The 19,521-nt window shown below is 38.5% G+C and carries 24 protein-coding genes; all 24 read left to right on the forward strand.

The window, feature by feature from the left end; genetic code table 11:
• The first annotated feature begins 8 nt into the window (after window positions 1-8).
• The 24 genes from AC1M9D_RS02280 (at window position 9) to AC1M9D_RS02395 (ending at window position 19,250) form a co-directional block, all read left to right on the forward strand.
• On the forward strand, window positions 9-791 hold the full coding sequence (locus AC1M9D_RS02280) for a ParA family protein (RefSeq protein WP_481611418.1): 783 nt from the start codon (window positions 9-11) through the stop codon (window positions 789-791).
• Window positions 788-1,678: a ParB/RepB/Spo0J family partition protein gene (locus AC1M9D_RS02285; RefSeq protein ID WP_035264597.1), complete on the forward strand. Its 891-nt coding sequence runs from the start codon at window positions 788-790 to the stop codon at window positions 1,676-1,678. The genes AC1M9D_RS02280 and AC1M9D_RS02285 overlap by 4 nt, the downstream gene beginning before the upstream one ends.
• Window positions 1,679-1,911: 233 nt before the next feature.
• Entirely contained in the window at window positions 1,912-3,636 is a 1,725-nt protein-coding gene (gene msbA, locus AC1M9D_RS02290; protein ID WP_481611419.1) for a lipid A export permease/ATP-binding protein MsbA, read from the forward strand.
• A gap of 3 nt (window positions 3,637-3,639) precedes the next feature.
• Complete coding sequence (gene lpxK, locus AC1M9D_RS02295; protein ID WP_481588355.1) at window positions 3,640-4,650, forward strand: tetraacyldisaccharide 4'-kinase; 1,011 nt, start codon at window positions 3,640-3,642, stop codon at window positions 4,648-4,650.
• 9 nt (window positions 4,651-4,659) lie between these two features.
• The gene (gene kdsB / locus AC1M9D_RS02300; RefSeq protein WP_481596926.1) at window positions 4,660-5,421 is read left to right on the forward strand and encodes a 3-deoxy-manno-octulosonate cytidylyltransferase; all 762 of its coding nucleotides are present in this window, start codon (window positions 4,660-4,662) and stop codon (window positions 5,419-5,421) included.
• Window positions 5,422-5,434: 13 nt separating this feature from the next.
• The gene (locus AC1M9D_RS02305; RefSeq protein ID WP_481611420.1) at window positions 5,435-6,412 is read left to right on the forward strand and encodes a DNA polymerase III subunit delta'; all 978 of its coding nucleotides are present in this window, start codon (window positions 5,435-5,437) and stop codon (window positions 6,410-6,412) included.
• Window positions 6,413-6,437: 25 nt separating this feature from the next.
• Window positions 6,438-6,779: a PilZ domain-containing protein gene (locus AC1M9D_RS02310; protein WP_035264581.1), complete on the forward strand. Its 342-nt coding sequence runs from the start codon at window positions 6,438-6,440 to the stop codon at window positions 6,777-6,779.
• A gap of 31 nt (window positions 6,780-6,810) precedes the next feature.
• A complete protein-coding gene (locus AC1M9D_RS02315; protein ID WP_035264578.1) occupies window positions 6,811-7,584 on the forward strand; it encodes a TatD family hydrolase in 774 nt (257 codons plus the stop codon).
• A gap of 45 nt (window positions 7,585-7,629) precedes the next feature.
• Window positions 7,630-8,244, forward strand: a complete 615-nt coding sequence (locus AC1M9D_RS02320) for a TetR/AcrR family transcriptional regulator (RefSeq protein ID WP_035264575.1) — start codon at window positions 7,630-7,632, stop codon at window positions 8,242-8,244.
• A gap of 1 nt (window position 8,245) precedes the next feature.
• Window positions 8,246-8,806 carry a pilus assembly FimT family protein gene (locus tag AC1M9D_RS02325; protein ID WP_035264572.1) on the forward strand — a complete coding sequence of 187 codons (561 nt, stop codon included), beginning with the start codon at window positions 8,246-8,248 and terminating at the stop codon, window positions 8,804-8,806.
• Complete coding sequence (gene gspI / locus AC1M9D_RS02330) at window positions 8,793-9,185, forward strand: type II secretion system minor pseudopilin GspI (protein WP_035264570.1); 393 nt, start codon at window positions 8,793-8,795, stop codon at window positions 9,183-9,185. The genes AC1M9D_RS02325 and gspI overlap by 14 nt, the downstream gene beginning before the upstream one ends.
• The gene (gene gspJ, locus AC1M9D_RS02335; protein WP_035264568.1) at window positions 9,182-9,829 is read left to right on the forward strand and encodes a type II secretion system minor pseudopilin GspJ; all 648 of its coding nucleotides are present in this window, start codon (window positions 9,182-9,184) and stop codon (window positions 9,827-9,829) included. The genes gspI and gspJ overlap by 4 nt, the downstream gene beginning before the upstream one ends.
• A 15-nt stretch (window positions 9,830-9,844) precedes the next feature.
• A complete protein-coding gene (gene gspK, locus AC1M9D_RS02340) occupies window positions 9,845-10,801 on the forward strand; it encodes a type II secretion system minor pseudopilin GspK (protein ID WP_035264566.1) in 957 nt (318 codons plus the stop codon).
• A 161-nt stretch (window positions 10,802-10,962) separates the two neighbouring features.
• Complete coding sequence (locus AC1M9D_RS02345; RefSeq protein ID WP_180027682.1) at window positions 10,963-11,559, forward strand: 6-pyruvoyl trahydropterin synthase family protein; 597 nt, start codon at window positions 10,963-10,965, stop codon at window positions 11,557-11,559.
• Window positions 11,560-11,587: 28 nt separating this feature from the next.
• Complete coding sequence (gene ung / locus AC1M9D_RS02350; RefSeq protein ID WP_035264670.1) at window positions 11,588-12,301, forward strand: uracil-DNA glycosylase; 714 nt, start codon at window positions 11,588-11,590, stop codon at window positions 12,299-12,301.
• Window positions 12,298-13,419: an enoyl-CoA hydratase/isomerase family protein gene (locus tag AC1M9D_RS02355; protein ID WP_180027683.1), complete on the forward strand. Its 1,122-nt coding sequence runs from the start codon at window positions 12,298-12,300 to the stop codon at window positions 13,417-13,419. The genes ung and AC1M9D_RS02355 overlap by 4 nt, the downstream gene beginning before the upstream one ends.
• A 2-nt stretch (window positions 13,420-13,421) precedes the next feature.
• Complete coding sequence (gene tadA, locus AC1M9D_RS02360) at window positions 13,422-13,946, forward strand: tRNA adenosine(34) deaminase TadA (protein ID WP_180027684.1); 525 nt, start codon at window positions 13,422-13,424, stop codon at window positions 13,944-13,946.
• Window positions 13,947-14,022: 76 nt separating this feature from the next.
• Window positions 14,023-14,454, forward strand: a complete 432-nt coding sequence (locus tag AC1M9D_RS02365) for an SRPBCC family protein (protein ID WP_180027685.1) — start codon at window positions 14,023-14,025, stop codon at window positions 14,452-14,454.
• A gap of 18 nt (window positions 14,455-14,472) precedes the next feature.
• The gene (gene cmk / locus AC1M9D_RS02370) at window positions 14,473-15,153 is read left to right on the forward strand and encodes a (d)CMP kinase (protein WP_035264559.1); all 681 of its coding nucleotides are present in this window, start codon (window positions 14,473-14,475) and stop codon (window positions 15,151-15,153) included.
• 116 nt (window positions 15,154-15,269) lie between these two features.
• A complete protein-coding gene (rpsA, locus tag AC1M9D_RS02375) occupies window positions 15,270-16,946 on the forward strand; it encodes a 30S ribosomal protein S1 (RefSeq protein WP_035264556.1) in 1,677 nt (558 codons plus the stop codon).
• A 162-nt stretch (window positions 16,947-17,108) separates the two neighbouring features.
• Entirely contained in the window at window positions 17,109-17,414 is a 306-nt protein-coding gene (locus tag AC1M9D_RS02380; protein WP_035264555.1) for an integration host factor subunit beta, read from the forward strand.
• A gap of 20 nt (window positions 17,415-17,434) precedes the next feature.
• On the forward strand, window positions 17,435-17,800 hold the full coding sequence (locus AC1M9D_RS02385) for a lipopolysaccharide assembly protein LapA domain-containing protein (protein WP_035264552.1): 366 nt from the start codon (window positions 17,435-17,437) through the stop codon (window positions 17,798-17,800).
• A gap of 139 nt (window positions 17,801-17,939) precedes the next feature.
• Window positions 17,940-18,638 carry an orotidine-5'-phosphate decarboxylase gene (gene pyrF, locus AC1M9D_RS02390; RefSeq protein ID WP_481611421.1) on the forward strand — a complete coding sequence of 233 codons (699 nt, stop codon included), beginning with the start codon at window positions 17,940-17,942 and terminating at the stop codon, window positions 18,636-18,638.
• Window positions 18,639-18,947: 309 nt separating this feature from the next.
• The gene (locus AC1M9D_RS02395; protein WP_051586506.1) at window positions 18,948-19,250 is read left to right on the forward strand and encodes a hypothetical protein; all 303 of its coding nucleotides are present in this window, start codon (window positions 18,948-18,950) and stop codon (window positions 19,248-19,250) included.
• The last annotated feature ends 271 nt before the right edge of the window (window positions 19,251-19,521 follow it).

The following is a 19,521-nucleotide window of genomic DNA, read 5'->3' on the forward strand; positions in this document are numbered from 1 at the left end:
GGGTTACCATGGCTCAAATTATTGCTATTGCGAACCAAAAAGGTGGCGTAGGTAAAACCACGACTGCTGTAAATTTGGCTGCATCATTAGCAGTGCTTAAAAAGCGAGTATTGTTGATTGATATGGACTCTCAAGGCAATGCCACTATGGGTTCGGGTATTCAAAAGAATGATCTCTTATACTCAGTAACTGATGTTTTACTGGGTGAAGTGCCAATTGAAACGGCCATCACTAAAGCTGAAGTTGGATATCGCGTACTTGGCTCCAATCGTGATTTAGCAGGTGTTGAATTAGCCATTGCTGAGCAAGAAGGTCGTGAATTTATTCTGCGTGATGCGATCCAACAAATTGAAGATAAGTTTGATTACATCATTGTGGATTGTGCACCAAGCTTAAGTTTGATCACGGTAAATGCATTGGCTGCTGTTAAAAGCGTGATCATTCCAATGCAGTGTGAATATTATGCCTTGGAAGGTTTGGCGGATTTAACACAAACGATTGATCGTATTCAACAAGCGTTAAATCCTGATTTAGAAATCATTGGTGTATTGCGTACCATGTACGATGCTCGAAATGCGCTGACACGTGATGTATCGGATGAGTTGGAGCAGTATTTTGGTAAAAAATTATACGAAACGGTTATTCCTCGAAATGTGCGTTTAGCGGAAGCGCCAGCACATGGGTTACCGATTATTTATTTTGAAAAAAGTTCTAAGGGTGCAGTGGCTTATTTGAATCTTGCTGCTGAAATGTTAAAAAAAACCAAAGTGAAAAAAGGAAGTAAAGCATGACCGTGAAGAAAAGAGGCTTAGCAAAGGGTCGTGGCTTAGATGCGTTATTGGGCTCTATTCAAAAAGAAAAATTACAATTAGAAGCACAGTCATTAGATCATGGTCAGCTCAAACAAGTAGATGTCAAACTTCTTAAACGTGGTAATTATCAGCCGCGACGCTTTATTCATGAAGAAGACCTTCAGGAATTAGCATCTTCTATTAAAAAGCATGGCATCATGCAGCCGATTGTCATTCGTCCAATTGAGGATGATGTACATCAATATGAAATTATTGCAGGGGAGCGCCGTTGGCGAGCAGCTCAAATCGCTGGACTAAATGAAGTTCCTGCAATTGTTCGTGATTTGTCAGATCAAGTTGCAATTGCGTTGGCATTAATTGAAAACATTCAACGCCAAGATTTAAATCCAATTGATCAAGCTATGGCATTGCAGCGTTTTCATGAAGAGTTTGGATTAAGTCACCAAGAAATTGCTGAAACGGTGGGCAAAGCACGTACTACAGTAAGTAATTTATTGCGCTTATTAAGCTTAGCGGATCCGATTAAAGACCATATCCAACAAGGTCAATTAGATATGGGGCATGCGCGTGCAATATTGACTTTGCGTGCAAAAGACCAAATTGAAATTGCAAAAATTGTCATTGAAAAAAACCTTTCTGTTCGTCAAACAGAACAGTTAGTGCGTGATTTTAATGCACCAAAACAGGATAAGCCAAAACCATCAATTTCAGCTGATTTAGAGCAACTGACTCAGCGTCTTTCTGAACGTTTCAGTGCAGATGTTAAAATTGATCACAATAAGCAAGGTAAAGGTAAGCTTGTGATTCATTATCATTCACTTGATGAGTTAGATGGTATTCTAAATATCTGTTTAGATGAAAAATAATTAATTTAAAAGCAGTAAATGTGATTTATTTAGTTGAGTTTGAGATTTAAGTCATTTAGGTCTCAATACTCCAATTGAGCTAAGGTTTACTTTGATCATTTCATACAATCAGGCCATTGATTTTAGAGTGGGGCAGACTTTAGCATGCGATGTTCGAATTATGTATGATTAAATTGCATACGTGCTGAATCTGTTTAGGTGTTTAAGGATACCGTACCAATTAGAGGTTGTGAGTGAAGCAAGATTTTAAAGTTTATATGCGTTTGTTGAGTTACTTAAAACAGTACTGGACGATTGCATTGATTGTTGTATTTGGTTTTGTGCTGAATGCCGCGACTGAAGTTTCTGTTGCGAAATTATTAGAGCATATTATCAATGCCATTCAAGAACAGGATCGAAGTTTCACGAACTTATTCCCGTTTTTGGTTGTTGTTTTGATGTTTGTACGAGGAGTGGGGCTATTTCTAGGTGGATACTACACTTCGGTGATTTCTCGAAATCTAATTTTTAATATTCGCCAAGAAGTTTTTGCTAAATTAATGCGATTACCGTCGCAATATTATTTAGATAACACTAGTGGTCATATTACTGCCAAAATTATGTACAACGTTGAACAGTTGACTGCTGCCTCAACGGAGTCATTAAGAACCTTATTACAACAAGGTTTGATCACCATTGCGCTGTTAGGATATTTGTTCTATTCCAACTGGCGCTTGACTTTATGTATTTTGATTTTTGCGCCTTTAATCGGTTTGTTGATTAGAAAAGCTGCTAAACGTATGCGTAAGCTGTCTACTCAAGTGCAAGATACGATGGGTGATGTAAACCATGTAGTGCAAGAAACCGTGAACGGTAATTTGGTTGTTAAAGGGTTTGGTGGACAGGCATACGAGCAAACTCGTTTTAAAGAAACCTCACTCGAAAACTTGCGTCGTGGTTTAAAAATGGTTGCAGTACAACAATTAAATAGTCCTGTTGTACAACTTATTATGGCGATCGCTTTAAGTATTGTGATTTGGATTGCTTTAAGACCTGAGATATTACAGGATACTTCAGCGGGTCAGTTTGTTGCGTATATTACTGCAGCCGGTATGTTGAGTAAGCCGATTAAAGCTTTAACCGATATCAATGAAAAATTACAGCGAGGAATGGCTGCAGCACATTCAGTATTTGAATTATTGGATATGCCTGAAGAAAAAAATGAAGGGCAGTTAAAACCACAATTCAAAGGCAATATTGAATTTAATCAGGCAAATTTAACATATAGCGATGGTTTCCATGCCATCCATGATTTCAATTTAAATGTTAAGGCTGGGCAGACTGTAGCGTTGGTGGGGCGTTCGGGGGCTGGTAAGTCTTCTTTAGTCAACTTATTGGTTCGTTTTCAAGAATTAAGTTCAGGGTCAATCAAATTTGACGGCCATGATATTCAAGATATTGAAGTTACAGCGTTACGCTCACAAGTGGCTATGGTCAATCAGCAAGTCGTGCTGTTTAACCGTACTGTTCGTGAGAATATTGCTTATGGTCAGTTACAAGATGCTTCGGAAGAGCAGGTTATTGCTGCTGCGAAAGCTGCTTATGCCCATGATTTTATTATGGCACTGCCTCAAGGCTATGACACACCATTAGGTGCTCAAGGTTTAAATTTATCTGGCGGACAAAGACAGCGTATTGCAATTGCTCGAGCAATCTTAAAAAATGCTCCGATTTTAATTCTTGATGAAGCGACAAGCGCATTAGACAATGAGTCTGAATACTTCATTCAACGTGCTTTTGATGCAGCTATGCAGGATCGGACAACGATTGTCATTGCACATCGATTATCAACGATTGAGAATGCAGATCTTATTGTGGTAATGGATAAAGGTCGAATATTAGAGCAGGGAACACATCAGGAATTACTCGATTTGCGTGGTGCATATTTCCAACTGCATCAACGTAATTTTGAGGAATAAGTTATGTCTATTGCGCAGGTCATTCAAAACGCTTGGAATAAGCAATCCAAGTGGTTGATTGTATTGCGACCCCTGTCATTGCTTTATCGATTAGGATTTTTCCTGAACAAAGCCTTGTATCAACGTGGTATAAAACCTATTTATACTGCACCAGTTCCTGTCATGGTCATTGGCAATATAACGGTAGGTGGCAGTGGTAAAACACCGTTATTAATTCAATTGGTTAAATATCTTCAACAAAAAAATATTCGAGTTGGAGTAATTAGTCGAGGCTATGGTGGTAAAGGTCCTTTTCCTGCAAGCGTGAATCTCGATTCTGAGCCAAATGAAGTGGGTGATGAGCCCTGTTTAATTGTGCAATCTACTGGCGTGCCGATGGTCGTAGGTGGGCAACGACAGAAAAGTATAGAGTTACTTCTCTCTCAGCATCAACTTGATTTGATCATTAGTGATGATGGTTTGCAACATTGGGCACTTGATCGTCAATTAGAATGGATTGTGCTGGATAACAATCGTGGTTTGGGCAATCAGAAACTGTTGCCAGAAGGCTTTTTGCGTGAGCCAGTAGCACGGTTATGCAGTGGCACAGTAATTGAGCATGCTGAACAACCAAGTTCAGATCTGTATATGCAATTACAAGTCGCAGCGCCGTACTTGTTAAATCCAGTCGAAGATCAAGTTGAATATTTTGCCACTGATTTGAATTATTATGCGGTCGTAGGTATTGGGTTCCCGCAACGGTTTTATAAAACCCTTGAAAGTATGGGCTTAAAGCATTTTCAGTGTCATGAATTTCCTGATCATTATGATTATCAGATTGATGATTTACAATTTGAAGATTCAAATCCAATCATCACCACTGAAAAAGATGCTGTGAAACTCCTCCCTTTGTTAAAACAACATCCAGAATTTAGTCGTGAAATTTGGGTGGTTCCTGTTGAAGCAGCTTTATCATCAGCTTGTTATGATTTGCTGGATCAACAGCTTGCAAAACTTGGTATCGTAAACACATAAGGAATATCCATGAAACATATTGTAATACCTGCTCGCTTTGCAAGTTCGCGTTTACCTGGAAAACCACTCCTTAAAATACACGGGCGTGAAATGATTTTACGTGTGGTAGATCAGGCGCGAAAAGTGACTGGGTTTGATGATTTATGTGTTGCTACTGACGATCAAAGAATTGTTGATCTTTGTAAGGCAGAACAAATTGATGTTGTGTTGACCAGTGCAGAACACCCTTCTGGAACCGACCGATTGAGTGAAGTTGCACGAATCAAAGGTTGGGCGAGTGAAGATATTATTGTAAATGTGCAAGGTGATGAACCATTATTGCCTGCATCTTTAGTCCAACAGGTTGCTTCTTTGTTAGAGCAAAAGCCTGAATGTTCAATGTCCACTTTGTGTGAAGTGATCAAAGAATTAGAAGAATTTAAGCGCGATAGTATTGTGAAAGTTGTCATAAGTAAGTTTAATGAAGCGCTTTATTTCAGTCGTGCAACCATTCCATATGATCGTGATGGATCAAAGCAACAACCACATATACTACATCCTAAAGCCTACCGACATCTTGGTTTATATGCCTATAGAGTGAAGTTGCTGCAAGAGTACGTGACATGGGATCAGGGTGAGCTTGAGGTTTTAGAAAGCCTTGAGCAACTGCGTGTTTTAGAAAATGGTCATCGAATCGCAATTGATGTGGCAGAGGTGAGCTTACCACCAGGTGTGGATACGCAACAAGATTTAGACCGTCTTAATGCAATGCCTATTTCTCATTTCCAATAGTATAGATTAGTCAATGACTCAGACTCAGCATGTTTATCCTTGGCAACTTAATGTATGGAGCACACTGACTCAGCGGTTTCCTCAAGTTGGTCATGGATTACTTTTTTATGGCAAAAAAGGCTGTGGTAAAGAAGCTTTTACCCAGCAATTTGTTACTTGGCTGCTATGTTTAGATAAGCAGCCAAATCAAGCTTGTGGTCAGTGTACGAGTTGTTTGTGGCTAAAATCAGATACTCATCCAAATTATGTTTACGTCACGACGGATGAGGACAACAAGAAACAAAACGCTAAAATTAAAATTGAAAAAATTCGTGAATTACAGCCATTCGTGCAACAAACCGTCGATGGTTGGCGGGTTATTGTGATTGAACCGGCGGAAGCGCTCAATACCGCATCGTCAAATGCTTTATTGAAAACACTTGAAGAACCAGGTGAGCGTGTTGTGATTATTCTTTTGGCGGATCATTATTTAAAATTACCAGCCACTATACGAAGTCGCCTACAACATTACGCCTTAGATCGGTTGTCTGATGATCAAGCCAATGCGTATTTGAATGAGCACTTGAATGCGGAGCAGCAGACTTTGGGCACACTGTTGCTTAACCTGTCGAATGGTATGCCTTTAGCTGCTATTGAGTTGGCCTCAAGTGAATGGTTAACTCTGCGAAGTGAGTTTATAAATGATTGGTATCATTTAGTCAGTCAAAAAAATATGCCAATGCAGTACGCTTCTAAATGGAATAAGCAACTCAACTTTTCCGAGTTGATTGTTATGTTTGAGTACTTATTAGCTGATCTTGTTGCCTATAAAATGGAACAAAATGTAAAAAATAGCGATTTAGACTTTAGTTTGTTAGCTGAGCAATATCAATTAGAGCAATTATTTGATATTTATAGCGATGTGCATCAAGCAAAACAAATGGTTGAGCAGAATGTTCAATCAAATTTAATTGTTGATCAGCTTTTTATAAAATTAATGAATGTTCAATAATCATGTTTGAATACAGGGGATAGAGATGCAGCCAAGTCCGGGCGGTTTATTACAAGTCAATATTAATGATCGCGAAACTCTGCAATCTAGTTATATGCCTTTTGTTGAGGGTGGTGGATTATTTATTCCAACCAAACATCTAGTCAAAATGGGTGAAGAGATTTTTATCTTGGCAACACTTCCTAATCAAACCCAAAAAATACCAATTACGGGTAAGGTGATTTGGATTTCGTATAAGCAATCGGGCATTAAACCACAAGGTTTTGGATTGCAGTTAACTGGAGATAAAGGAGCCTATTACAAAATGGAAGCAGAAAAAATACTCGCTGGAAGTATGTCAACAGCACGCGCAAGCTTTACAATGTAGACTCTGACTTAAAAAATTAAAAGGTGTCCTTGTGTTTGTAGATACACACTGTCATTTAAACATGCTCAATCTTGAACCTTACGAGGGAAATATCGATTTAGCAATTCAGCAAGCGATTGATGCTGGTGTCACAAAAATGATGGGGATATCGGTTGATTTGGATGATCATATTATTCTGTCAGAAATTGCAGCTCGACACGAAGGAGTGGGTTACAGTGTTGGGGTGCATCCATGTGAAGATCCAGCAGTCATGCAGCGTGCTACTGTTGAAACTTTGGTTGAATTGGCGAGTATAGATAAGGTCTGGGCAATTGGTGAAACGGGTCTAGATTATTATCACAGTACTGAATTTGTTAAAGAACAAAAAGAATGTTTTGCACGACATATTCAAGCTTCACAGATGGTGAAAAAGCCAGTGGTCGTACACACACGCTCATCTAAAAAGGATACGATAGATATTATAAGAGCTGAAAAGTCGACACACGGAATTTTGCATTGTTTTACTGAGGATTGGGATACGGCAAAAGCGGTTCTAGATTGCGGTTATTACATTTCATTTTCAGGAATAGTATCGTTTAAAAATGCTCAGGATTTACGTGATGTGGCCAAGCAAGTTCCATTAGATCGACTATTAATTGAGACTGATAGCCCTTATTTAGCACCAATGCCATATAGAGGAAAGTCTAATGAACCAAAGTATGTCCCATATGTAGCCAAAGCATTAAGTGATGTATATGATAAGTCAGTCGAGGAGATTGCCTTTATTACAACGCAAAATTTCGAGAATCTTCTACGAATGCAGTAAAAATTTAATACGGAAAATAGAAAGAAGAGAGTTTATAGAGTGAAGATGGATCGTCAGGCTCAGTTTAGAGCGAGAGAAGCATTAATATTTCAGGTCGCAGAACAACTTCTTTTGGAAAACGGCGAAGCGGGCATGACATTGGATGCATTGGCCGCTGAGTTGGATTTGGCAAAAGGAACACTCTATAAGCACTTCCAAAGTAAAGATGAATTGTACATGTTGCTCATTATTCGTAATGAGCGCATGTTATTAGAAATGGTTCGAGATACTGAAAAAGGATTTCCTGAACATTTAGCTTTTTTTATGTTGCACCATTTGCATCATCCAGAACGTACTGTACTCTTTCATCAAATTGAAGAGCGATTGTCTACAACCGGTCAGGGTATTAATCATTTGTTTAATGAAATGTATCAGATTCGCAAAAGTAGACTCAGAATTATCATTCGTATGACAGAAAATCATCTAGCATCCATTCAAAGTAAGATGAGTTCTCGGGATTATTTAGCATCCATTTGGTCGATTACTCATGGTGGTGCTGCGATATTAAACTCGAGTTTCTATCAACGCTATTTAGGCTGTCGAGATACGTTAAGGGTTGCTTTAATTGATCAAGCGTTGATGATGCCTAAACAGATTAATTTGACAGAATCAGTGGCCTAATATGCAATCCCTAGATCACCGTCAAGGCGGATTTACTTTAATCGAATTGATGGTGGTCACTGTGATCATCAGCATCATGGCGGCATTGGTGGTGATGAATATTGGTGGGATTGATCAACGTAAAGCAATGCAAGCTAGAGAGGCTTTAATATTAGATTTAAAACGTATTCATCGAGAGGCTGTTGATCAATCGTTAGTGGTTGCATTGGTGCCACAATCGAATGGTGATCAGTTTCGCTATACATTTCAAAAATATAATGATTTAACTCGTCCAGAGCAGACGCTTGTATCGAATAATAATCGTCAACCTTCCACTTGGGTTGAAATGCCAGAGTTTTCTGCGAGAGAGCTACCTGCAAAGGTTTCATTTCAGATCGAAAGTAGCGACTATAGTTTTGAAAATGCAACTAATGCAGACTTGATGAATAATAATGCACCTAAATTAATTTGGTTGGGCAATGGCGAGGTTAAACCTGTCACAATTCAAATGTATTATGAACAAAAAGCAATTGGTGATCTTATTCAAATAGATTACTTGGGTAAAATCGATGCGGGTGCTTAAAGGATTTACCTTGATTGAGGTTGTGGTGGCTTTGGCTATTTTTGCTGTAGCAGCAATGTCATTGACGAAGGTGGCTATGCAGTACACACAGGCGACTGCAAATGCAATTTTAAGAACAAAAGCACAATTCGTCGCACAAAATGAAGTCGCTGCAATGCAAATTAGTGGTGAATGGCTAGAGGGAACTCAATCGAAGCAAATTACCTCTCAAGGGTTAAGTTGGCAAATTGATAAAAAATCAGAAGCGACTATTAGCCCAGATGTTCAGAAAATAGAAGTGCAAGTGAGTCTATATAACAATGATTTAGGTAAAGTTGAATCAGGTGTCACCACCATGGTGTTTTATAACTATCCTATCAGAGAGCAATCCAACTCATGATCAAGAGTAAACAACAAGGTTTTACCTTGGTAGAGCTTTTGGTTGCCATAGCCATCTTTGCAGTATTGTCTGCTTTAGGATGGAAAATTTTTGATTATTTAAATAAAGTCAAAGATCGCAATGCTGTGCATGAGCAGCAGCTTCTCAGTTTACAAGATAGTTATTTACAAATGCAAAGAGATGCTTTGCAAATTGTACCGCTGACTGCAAATATCGCAGGACAAATCCAACCTGCATTTTTACTGGATGATCAGTCTTTACAATTTAGTAAGGCAGGGGTCACAGATCCGCTGAAACAGGGTTTGTCTCCATTTGAGAGAATAGAATATCGTTATAATGCACAAGATCGAAAAGTTTATCGTTTAAAGTATCCCAATCTGAATGTTCTTCAAACAACCCAACCTTTATCCAGTACGATCCTAGAGAATGTGGATGAGTTTCAAATCACAATTTTGAACCCGAATGAATTGAATTCGTGGCCGGATGCATCAACAATAAGTTCTAATGGTAATGATGCTCAAGATGGTGTTGCTCGACTATTGCCTAAAGGTATGCGAATTAGATTTAAGCAACAAGATGTTGAATACGAGTGGATTTTCAGTTTGCTTAATACTGACTATTTAAAACCGACATCTAGTCAATAATCATTAGGAAAATGCATGAAGCAGCAAAAAGGAATCGCCTTGATTACGATTTTAATGTTAGTCGCTTTGGCAACTATCATTGCTGCGACGATTGCCCATCGTCAATACAATACCAGTGAAAATACGGCCTATGTGATTCGTCAAAACCAAGCACTGTATTATGCAAAAAGTGCTGAAGCTTTTTTCTCAGAATTATTGGTTCAAGATGCTAAGTCCAATTCAAAATCAGATAATCTTCAAGAAACTTGGGCTCAACCGATGCCACCATTTCCAATTGATGGTGGTTATGTCGCAGGGCGAATTATTGATGAAACGGGTAAGTTTAATTTAAACAGTTTGGTCAAAGATGATGGCGTGCCGAATGATAATGCGGTGAATTACTTTAAGGGATTATTAACAAAGCTTGGTTTGCCAGAAGAATTGAATGAAGCGGTAATTGATTGGCAAGATCAAGATGATTTGACGATTGGCGCGATGGGGGCAGAGAGTAATTATTATTTAAGTTTAACGCGTCCTTATTTGCCAGCGAATGGTCCTTTTCATAGCGTTGAAGAGTTGAAGCAAGTGCGAGGATTTGAAGGTGATAAGTTTTTATTGATAAAACCTTATGTTACAGCGATTCCTTTAAAAGAAATTAAAATTAATATTAATACAGCACCAGCGATGATTATTGCTGCTATAGACCCAAGTTTGGATGTGCAAAATGTACAGCGTGATTTGGATCAGAAAAAAGCCAATGGTGAGTTTTTTGAGTCCGTAGATCAGCTCTGGGAACTCAACACTCTAAGTCAGTTAAGTGAAGAAGCAAAAAGCACAGCAAAAAATAATTTTGATGTTAAATCTGCATTCTATCGAGCAGATATTGAAATCATGCTATCTGATCGAAAGCGATATTTTTCGAGTTATCTGATGCGTGATGAAGATAAGGTTTATGTCTTCTCAAGAAGTTTGGCACCTCTTCAAACCAATTGATTAAATTGCTAAACTATTAATTTAAACAAATTGAATGATAGCTTTTTATTTTTTTGTTTTTAATACGTTTTGCCAATTGCTTAAAACGTTAAAATTAATGATGAGTTGTGTGAATATGCACTATAATCATTTTAATCCATGATTTTTTATTGCTCTGACATATGTTAATTCGAAAATTATTTAAGTTTGAAAACGCGCATATTGTGCGAAATTGCACATCAGACCGCTGTAAGCGTTCAATTCATGGTCATAGCTATAAAGTCGAATTATTATTGAAAGCCTCAAAGCTAGATCATGGTCAAATGGTCTATGATTTTGGTTTGCTGAAAGGTGTGATCAAAGAACTTTATGATAGTTTTGATCATGCGATTTGTTTTTGGCAAGAAGATTCAGCTGAATATATTCAAGCATGTAAAACTTTTAGTGCGCGTTGGGTTTCATTACCCGTTTCACCTTCTGCTGAACAATTTTCTCGAATTTTCTTTTATTTGGCAGAACAAGTACTGAAATCAACTATCACGCAAAATGGTGAAGGTGATGTTGAAGTCTATTCAGTGATCGTGCATGAAACTGACACAGGCTATGCGCAAAGTTTTGCTGAAGATATCGTAAATGAACAGATGGGCTTATTGGCGCTTGATCAAATCGTATTCTCAGAACAAATTCAAAATGAATGGTCTGATCCTAAAATGTACGAACAATTGAAACAAGGATTCACTTTTAAGAACCCAAGTGTAGATTTACAAGTAAAACTTTAAAGCTGTGATTGATTTAGGGATGAACACAATGCAACTCACCGAACAAGAATTAAGTCAACTGAATCAAGTTCGGTTAGAGGATGGTTGGAAGTATGCTTTAGCAGATTTTCTGCTCAGCGATAAAATGGATCAGCTGAAAGCTTTTCTCAAATCTGAATTACAGGCGAATAAGGTGATATACCCACCTAATTCCCTTATATTTAATGCGTTCAACACTACACCCTTAGATCGTGTAAAGGTCGTGATTCTCGGTCAAGATCCTTATCACGGTCCAAATCAAGCACATGGATTGAGTTTTTCAGTGCAAAAGGGTGTTGCATTACCGCCGTCTTTGCGTAATATCTATCACGAACTCAGCACTGACCTTGGAATAGTGCCTGCCAAGCATGGTGATTTAACCCAATGGGCTGAAGAGGGTGTCTTATTGCTGAACAGTGTATTGACTGTTGAAGCGGGCCAGCCGACTTCACACCAAAAGAAAGGTTGGGAAGATTTCACTGATGCTGCGATAGATGTTCTAAATGAGCAACGTGAAAAGATCGTTTTCATTCTTTGGGGTGCGTACGCGCATAAGAAAGGTCAACGAATTGACCAAAATAAGCATTTGGTCTTAAAAGCAGCACATCCATCACCGTTGGCAGCAAACCGAGGTGGTTTTTTTGGGTGTAAAGTTTTTTCAAAAACAAATAATTATCTTAAACAAAATGGCATTGAGCCAATTAAATGGCAGCTGGAAGCATGACAATATCTCCTGAGACGAATCAATATCATCCTGACTTAATTGTTGAAGAAGCACAGAATGGATGGAGAGTGGTTCGATTAAATCGTCCAAAATCTTTACATGCACTTGATGAATCTATTGTGACGGCTTTATTGGCTGTTTTTGAAAAGTTTCATCATGATGATGCGGTTAAAGCGATCTGGTTTGATTCAACAACCCCTAAAGCTTTTTGTGCCGGTGGGGATGTACGCAAACTCCGTCAGTTGGTCATCAATAATGAGGTTGATGCGGCAAATAAATTTTTTGAACAAGAATACGCGCTAGATCTTTTGTTGCATGACTACGCTAAGCCGATTGTCGTTTGGGGTGAAGGTTATGTGATGGGTGGTGGGCTTGGTTTATTTATGGCTGCACCATTCAGACTCGTTACACCTTATTCGCGTCTTGCAATGCCAGAAGTGAATATTGGTTTATATCCAGATGTTGGTGCTAGTCGTTTCTTGGCAGATCGTGGTCCAATTGGTCTATTTACAGGTTTAACTGGATCGATCATGACTGCGGCAGGAGCTTATGGTATTGGCTGGGCGACTCATATTTGCGATGCTCAGCGCGATGTTGTTTTACAAAAGTTGATCAATATCGATTGGGATCATTATCCTGCTGGTGATTTTAGGGCATTAGATGACACTTTAAATAGTTTGCATCGACCAGTTTCTCCAGGGCCACTGCAAATCTCGTTAGACGTGATTCACAGTGTCTGTCGTGGTGCAAACTTTGAAAATGACTACGAAGCAATTATCGGTCTAAGTGATGCACGAAGTGACTGGCTAAGACAAGCCAGTGAAAATCTGGCAAAAGGATCACCAAGTACAGCTGCGATTACCTGGTTGTTATGGCAATGGGGGCGTCAAGTTCATCCTTGGCAAGAAGTATTTGAACTTGAAACTCAAATTTCTGATTGGAAAATTAGACATCCTGATTTTGTTGAAGGTGTACGTGCACGTTTAGTGGATAAAGATTTATCTCCTGAATGGACACCTGCAGAATCTATGTCCTTAAAAGGAGTTTTAGGTGCGCACCCACCAGTTACAAATATCGAGAGCTGGAATAACTTGTTAAAACAGTACGGTATTATTTAATTTTGACTGAAATCCAATTTGATGCCGAAGATCTAAAATGGATGCAGCGTGCCTATGAGCAGGCTGCATTCGCAGCTAAATTGGGAGAAATTCCTGTTGGAGCTGTCATTGTGAGTCAAGGAAAAGTAATTGGTGAAGGATATAATCAACCCATCCTGAGTCATGATCCAACTGCTCATGCAGAAGTGGTCGCACTTCGCCAAGCATGTAATCAAATTCAGAACTATCGTCTACCAGAAGATGCAACCCTTTATGTAACCCTTGAGCCATGCACGATGTGTGTGGGGGCTTTAATTCATGCTCGAGTTCATCGTGTTGTATTTGGTACTTTAGAGCCGAAGGCGGGTTCTCTGGTCAGTGCGCGACAGCTATTGAATAATCAAGGTTACTATAACCATATATTTGAATTTGAAGGGGGCTGCATGCAATCAGTGTGTGCTCATCAGCTTTCAGAATTTTTTAAATTCAGACGTGAACAAAAAAAACAACAGCGTGTACGACAAAAAATAGAAAATAATCAGGAATGATTGCTATTGTTGATTGTGGAAAAATTGACATAATGTATTGTCAGTATGAAGCGGACTCAATGAAAAGGAATAAAAAATGAATTCAATCCAAGTTAAACAAGAATTTAACCAGCCTATAGATCGTGTATTTGAAGTTTTGTCAAAACATGCGACTTATAATGATGTATTTGCACCGATTCAGGTTGTACGCATTAAAGATGCAGCTGATCCGAGTCGTCCTGATGGGATTGGATCAGTACGAAAAATGGGATTAGGCCCAATAAAGCCAATTCAAGAAGAAATTACTGTACTAGAGCCAAATAAGCGTATTGAATACAAAATTATCAAGAATCCATTAATCAAACATCATCTTGGAATTATTGAATTTAAAGAGCTTTCAACAGCTAAAACTTTAGTCACATACACGATCGAATTACAGGCAAGAGCACCGTTTGTGAGCAAATTAATTCTTGCACAACTCAAACTTGCTATTACACTTGGTTTTAAGAAATTAGCAAAACGCCTTTAAGGCGAAGTTGGTAAAGTAATGACAATTCAAATTATCACGATCGATGGACCAAGCGGTTCAGGCAAAGGAACTTTGGCAGCAAAATTGGCACAGCATTACCAGTTTCATTTACTAGATTCTGGCGCTTTGTATCGTTTGTTGGGATTGTCATTACATCAGCTGAATTTAATTGATTCAATTCACAATCCAGATGTGTTGGTTAAATGCGTAGAAATAGCGACTCATCTCGATATTCAATTTGTTAGTGATCATTTAAAAACAAAAATTTTACTTAACGGGCATGATGTAACGGATGAAATTCGCACTGAAAAAGTCGGTGAGTTTGCATCCAAGGTTGCAGTTGTACCTGAATTAAGACAGGCATTATTCGAAAGACAACGTGCATTTGCTCAAGCACCAGGTCTTGTTGCCGATGGCCGTGATATGGCGACTTCAATCTTCCCAGAAGCCCAAGCAAAAATATATTTGACGGCTTCTGCTGAGTCGCGTGCTGAGCGACGTGTAAAGCAGTTGCAGGCCATGGGGCAAAATGTTAAAATAAGCGACATTTTATCTAATATCCAAGCACGTGATAAGCGTGATATGGAAAGAACCGTTGCGCCGCTTAAGCCGGCTGAAGGGGCTTACATTATCGATAGTTCAGATCTGGACATTGACGCTGTATTTAACCTGATGACCGCATATATTGATGCGCAATAAGATAAATTAATGAATATTAGTGGAAGCATAGCTTGATCAGTTCTATATGGACTATGTCGATACTTAACTAAACCGGCCTTGTCTGATCCAAGACCGCTGACTTTTCTAGGTATATCATGACCGAATCTTTTGCAGCCCTCTTTGAAGCAAGCGAATTAAACCTCAACGTTGAAAAGGGTGCAGTCATCCAAGGTATCGTTGTTAGCATCGATTCTGACTGGGTAACTGTAGATACTGGCCTTAAATCTGAAGGCGTAGTAGCTCGCTCTGAATTCTTAAACGAACAACGTGAACTTGAAGTTAACGTTGGTGACACAGTTGACGTAGTTGTTGAAGCGCTTGACAACGGTATGGGTCAAACAGTTTTATCACGTGAAAAAGCTAAACGTGCTGAAACTTGGACTAAACTTGAAAAAATCTTTGAAGACGGCGAGATCGTTACTGGTGTTATCTCTGGTAAGGTTAAAGGCGGTTTCACTGTTGACATCGGTCCAGTACGTGCATTCTTACCAGGTTCTTTGGTAGACACTCGTCCTATCCGTGACACGACTCACCTTGAAGGTAAAGAGTTAGAATTCAAAGTTATCAAACTTGACGCTAAACGTAACAACGTTGTTGTATCACGTCGTGCAGTTATGGAAGCTGAATCTTCAGCTGACCGTGAAGCTCTTCTTTCTCAACTTGAAGAAGGTCAAACAGTTACTGGTACAATCAAAAACCTTACTGACTACGGTGCTTTCGTTGACCTTGGCGGTATTGATGGTCTTCTTCACATCACTGACATGGCTTGGAAACGTATCAAGCATCCATCAGAAGTTGTTGAAGTTGGTCAAGAAGTTACTGTTAAAGTACTTAAATTTGACAAAGAGCGTAACCGTGTATCATTAGGTCTTAAACAACTAGGTGAAGATCCATGGTTAGCGATCATGAACCGTTACCCTAAAGGTTCTATCGTTAAAGCGCGTGTAACTAACTTAACTGATTACGGTTGCTTCGCTGAAATCGCTGAAGGCGTTGAAGGCTTAGTACACGTTTCAGAAATGGACCACACAAACAAAAACATCCACCCATCTAAAGTTGTTCAGATTGGTGATGAAGTTGATGTTATGGTTCTTGAAGTTGATGAAGAGCGTCGTCGTATTTCTCTTGGTATCAAACAAACTCGTGCTAACCCATGGGAAGAGTTTGCTAAGGCTCACGACAAAGGTGAAAAAGTTTCAGGTACAATCAAGTCTATCACTGACTTCGGTATCTTCATCGGTTTACCAGGCGGTATCGATGGTCTAGTTCACTTATCTGACATTTCTTGGAATGAACAAGGCGAAGAAGCGATTCGTCGTTACAAGAAAGGTGACACTGTTGAAGCGGTTATCCTTTCTGTAGACGCTGAAGGCAACCGTATCAGCCTTGGTATCAAGCAAATGAACAGCGATCCGTTCAACGATTTCTTAGCTGCTAACGAACGTGGTGCTCTTGTTAAAGGTACTGTAGTTGCAGTTGATGCTCGTGGCGCAACAATTAAGTTGGCTGACGAAGTTGAAGCTTCTCTTAAAGCTTCAGAAATCAACCGTGACCGCGTTGAAGATGCAACTAAATTCTTAGAAGTTGGTCAAGAAGTTGAAGCTAAGATCATCAATGTTGATCGCAAATCACGCGCAATCAACTTGTCTATCAAAGCGAAAGACGAAGCTGAAGAGAAAGAAGCTGTTGCTAACTTGAAAACTGCTTCTGCAGGTCAAGACAACGGTCCTAAGACAATTGGTGATTTGATCAAAGCTCAAATGAACCACTAAGTCTTTCGTGTTCAATGTATTGTTAATGTAATTTAACTAATACTTTTTACACAAATACTGTAAACGGTAGCGTAGTATTGACTTACTGCGCTACCGTTTTGTATTTAAACAGGTTATTATCTCGCTATGCACAGAGTAGCTTGATAATTAAAGAGGTCGCAGATGACTACTGAAGCACTTAATAAGTCTGACTTAATAGAACGTATTTCTATCAAAAACCCTCATTTGGCTGAGCCATTGGTCGAAGAAGCTGTTAAAATTATGATCGATCAAATGATTGAGTCATTATCAGCTGATAATCGTATTGAAATTCGTGGGTTTGGAAGTTTTGCTTTACATCATCGCGAACCGCGAGTTGGGCGTAATCCTAAAACAGGTAAGTCAGTTGAAGTGGCTGCTAAAGCTGTACCTCATTTCAAACCAGGTAAAGCACTAAGAGATGCTGTAAACGAATCAGCAGGAAAATAATAAATTACTCAGGGGTGGTTATGCGTTACGTATTAGTTGCACTGTTAGTTGTAATCTTCGGATATGCATTGGCATTGGTTCTGCAAAATGGTACAGAACTGACTGTTGATCTTCTATTCACTCAAGTACCGGCAATGAGATTAGGTTTATTGCTTTTGTTGACTTTGGCACTTGGGATCATCGTTGGATTATTACTCGGAGTTCAAGTTTTCCGTGTATTCCAAAATAGTTGGGAAATTAAGCGTCTTCGCAAAGATATTGAATATCTTCGTAAAGAACAAATCCAAAATGCTCAGTTAGCTGCTGCTGAAGCTGCTGCAAATGTACGTCATGAAAAGACAGTACTAGATGTGCATTCAGATCCGCGTAACTCAAATCCGCTGTAATTTATAAATATTTAAAAAACCTCTAAAATTTATTTTAGAGGTTTTTTTTATTGAAAATAAACTGTTGAGTTTTAAACTGAGTTTTTAAAAGTTAATTTTGCAGCTTAAGTTGAACATCTTTATAATGACGCAACTTTAGATGGACGGAAGAACAACCTTGAGTATCATTGTTGCTTTAGATGCAAAAAGCCAATACGACGCATTGAAAATGGCTGAAAATTTGGATCCTAAACTTTGTCGTGTAAAGGTGGGTAAAGAACTTTTTACACAAGAAGGTCCGACCGTTGTAAAAGTATTGCATGATCAGGGTTTTGAAGTATTTTTAGATTTAAAATTTCATGATATTCCAAATACTACAGCACAAGCCGTTTGCGCTGCTGCAGATCAAGGGGTATGGATGGTTAATGTTCACGCATCTGGTGGACGAAAAATGATGGAAACTTGTGTAGAAAGATTAAAAGCAGGTAACTATCAAACACAGTTGATTGCAGTTACCGTATTAACTTCAATGGGGCGAGAAGATCTACGTGATCTAGGTTTGGATATTGAGCCTTTTGAACATGTAAAACGTCTAGCGACTTTAACTCAAGAAAGTGGCTTGGATGGTGTTGTATGTTCTGCGCAAGAAGCAAAAATGTTACGCGAAACTTTAGGTCAGAACTTTGCTCTCGTCACTCCGGGAATTCGTCCGGAAGGTTCTGCAGCGGATGATCAAAAACGTATTGTTACACCTAAGCAAGCAATGTTAGATGGTTCTACACACTTGGTTATTGGTCGTCCGATTACTAAATCAGAAAATCCAAATCAGACTTTAAGAGACATTCTGGCGACTTTGTAATTTTCCAATTACAGATATTAAGTATTTTAAAATGCCATGAATTTTCATGGCGTTTTTTTTAATTTTATGATGCATCAATAGTTGAAGTTATATTATCTCTAAAGGGAACTACTGACCATTATTGTTAGACTCAAGAAAGTTTTAAACAAGGTTTAGAAAGGAGTGAGAAGAAGCCTGGTGCTAAGAAAGCTAAAACTTAAAAACATAATAGAACTAAAGGATTGTATAAAAGGTTTAACAAATAAAGAAATTGAAAAAGCTATTAGGCATGGCGTTGCTGCTGCATAAAAGGTATGAAAGGAAAAAAATATGGAAGCTTGTAATTGGCATTGGGGAGCAATTGCTACTTTAATAGGGGCTGGGATAGCATCTACTACTGCATGGTGTATTTCAAATGAATGGAGAAATCAAAAAGTTAGTGAAGTCATTGCAAATGAAGCAAAAGAATATATTTATAATTTAAGTAAACTTGAATTAATACAGAACGAAATTGAAACTAAAAGCACTACAGCAAAAAGAAGGAAGGAACTATTAGAAGAATATATTTTATATAAAAATAAAGCATCTAAACATTCAAATTTTCTCGGAAAAGCATGTTCTAAGGATTTATAAGTAACTTAAGCTCAAATTATGGTTCTCAATGTATAAGATATATAAACTTTATTAAGGAAGAAAAGAATTATGACATGAAAGATACACCACATCCGAATGATGCATATTTACTCATTGAACACTTACTCATATATGCCTTGTATAAAAATGGTTCTATAAAAAGTAAAATAACTAGTAAATTGAGACTGTAAATTAAATTGTGTAATTGCCTGAATTTGCTATGTTCATATTCACAACGGAGTCAGGCAACATGATGAACGAACAAAAACTA

The sequence above is a fragment of the Acinetobacter sp. ANC_7682 genome, assembly GCF_056779795.1.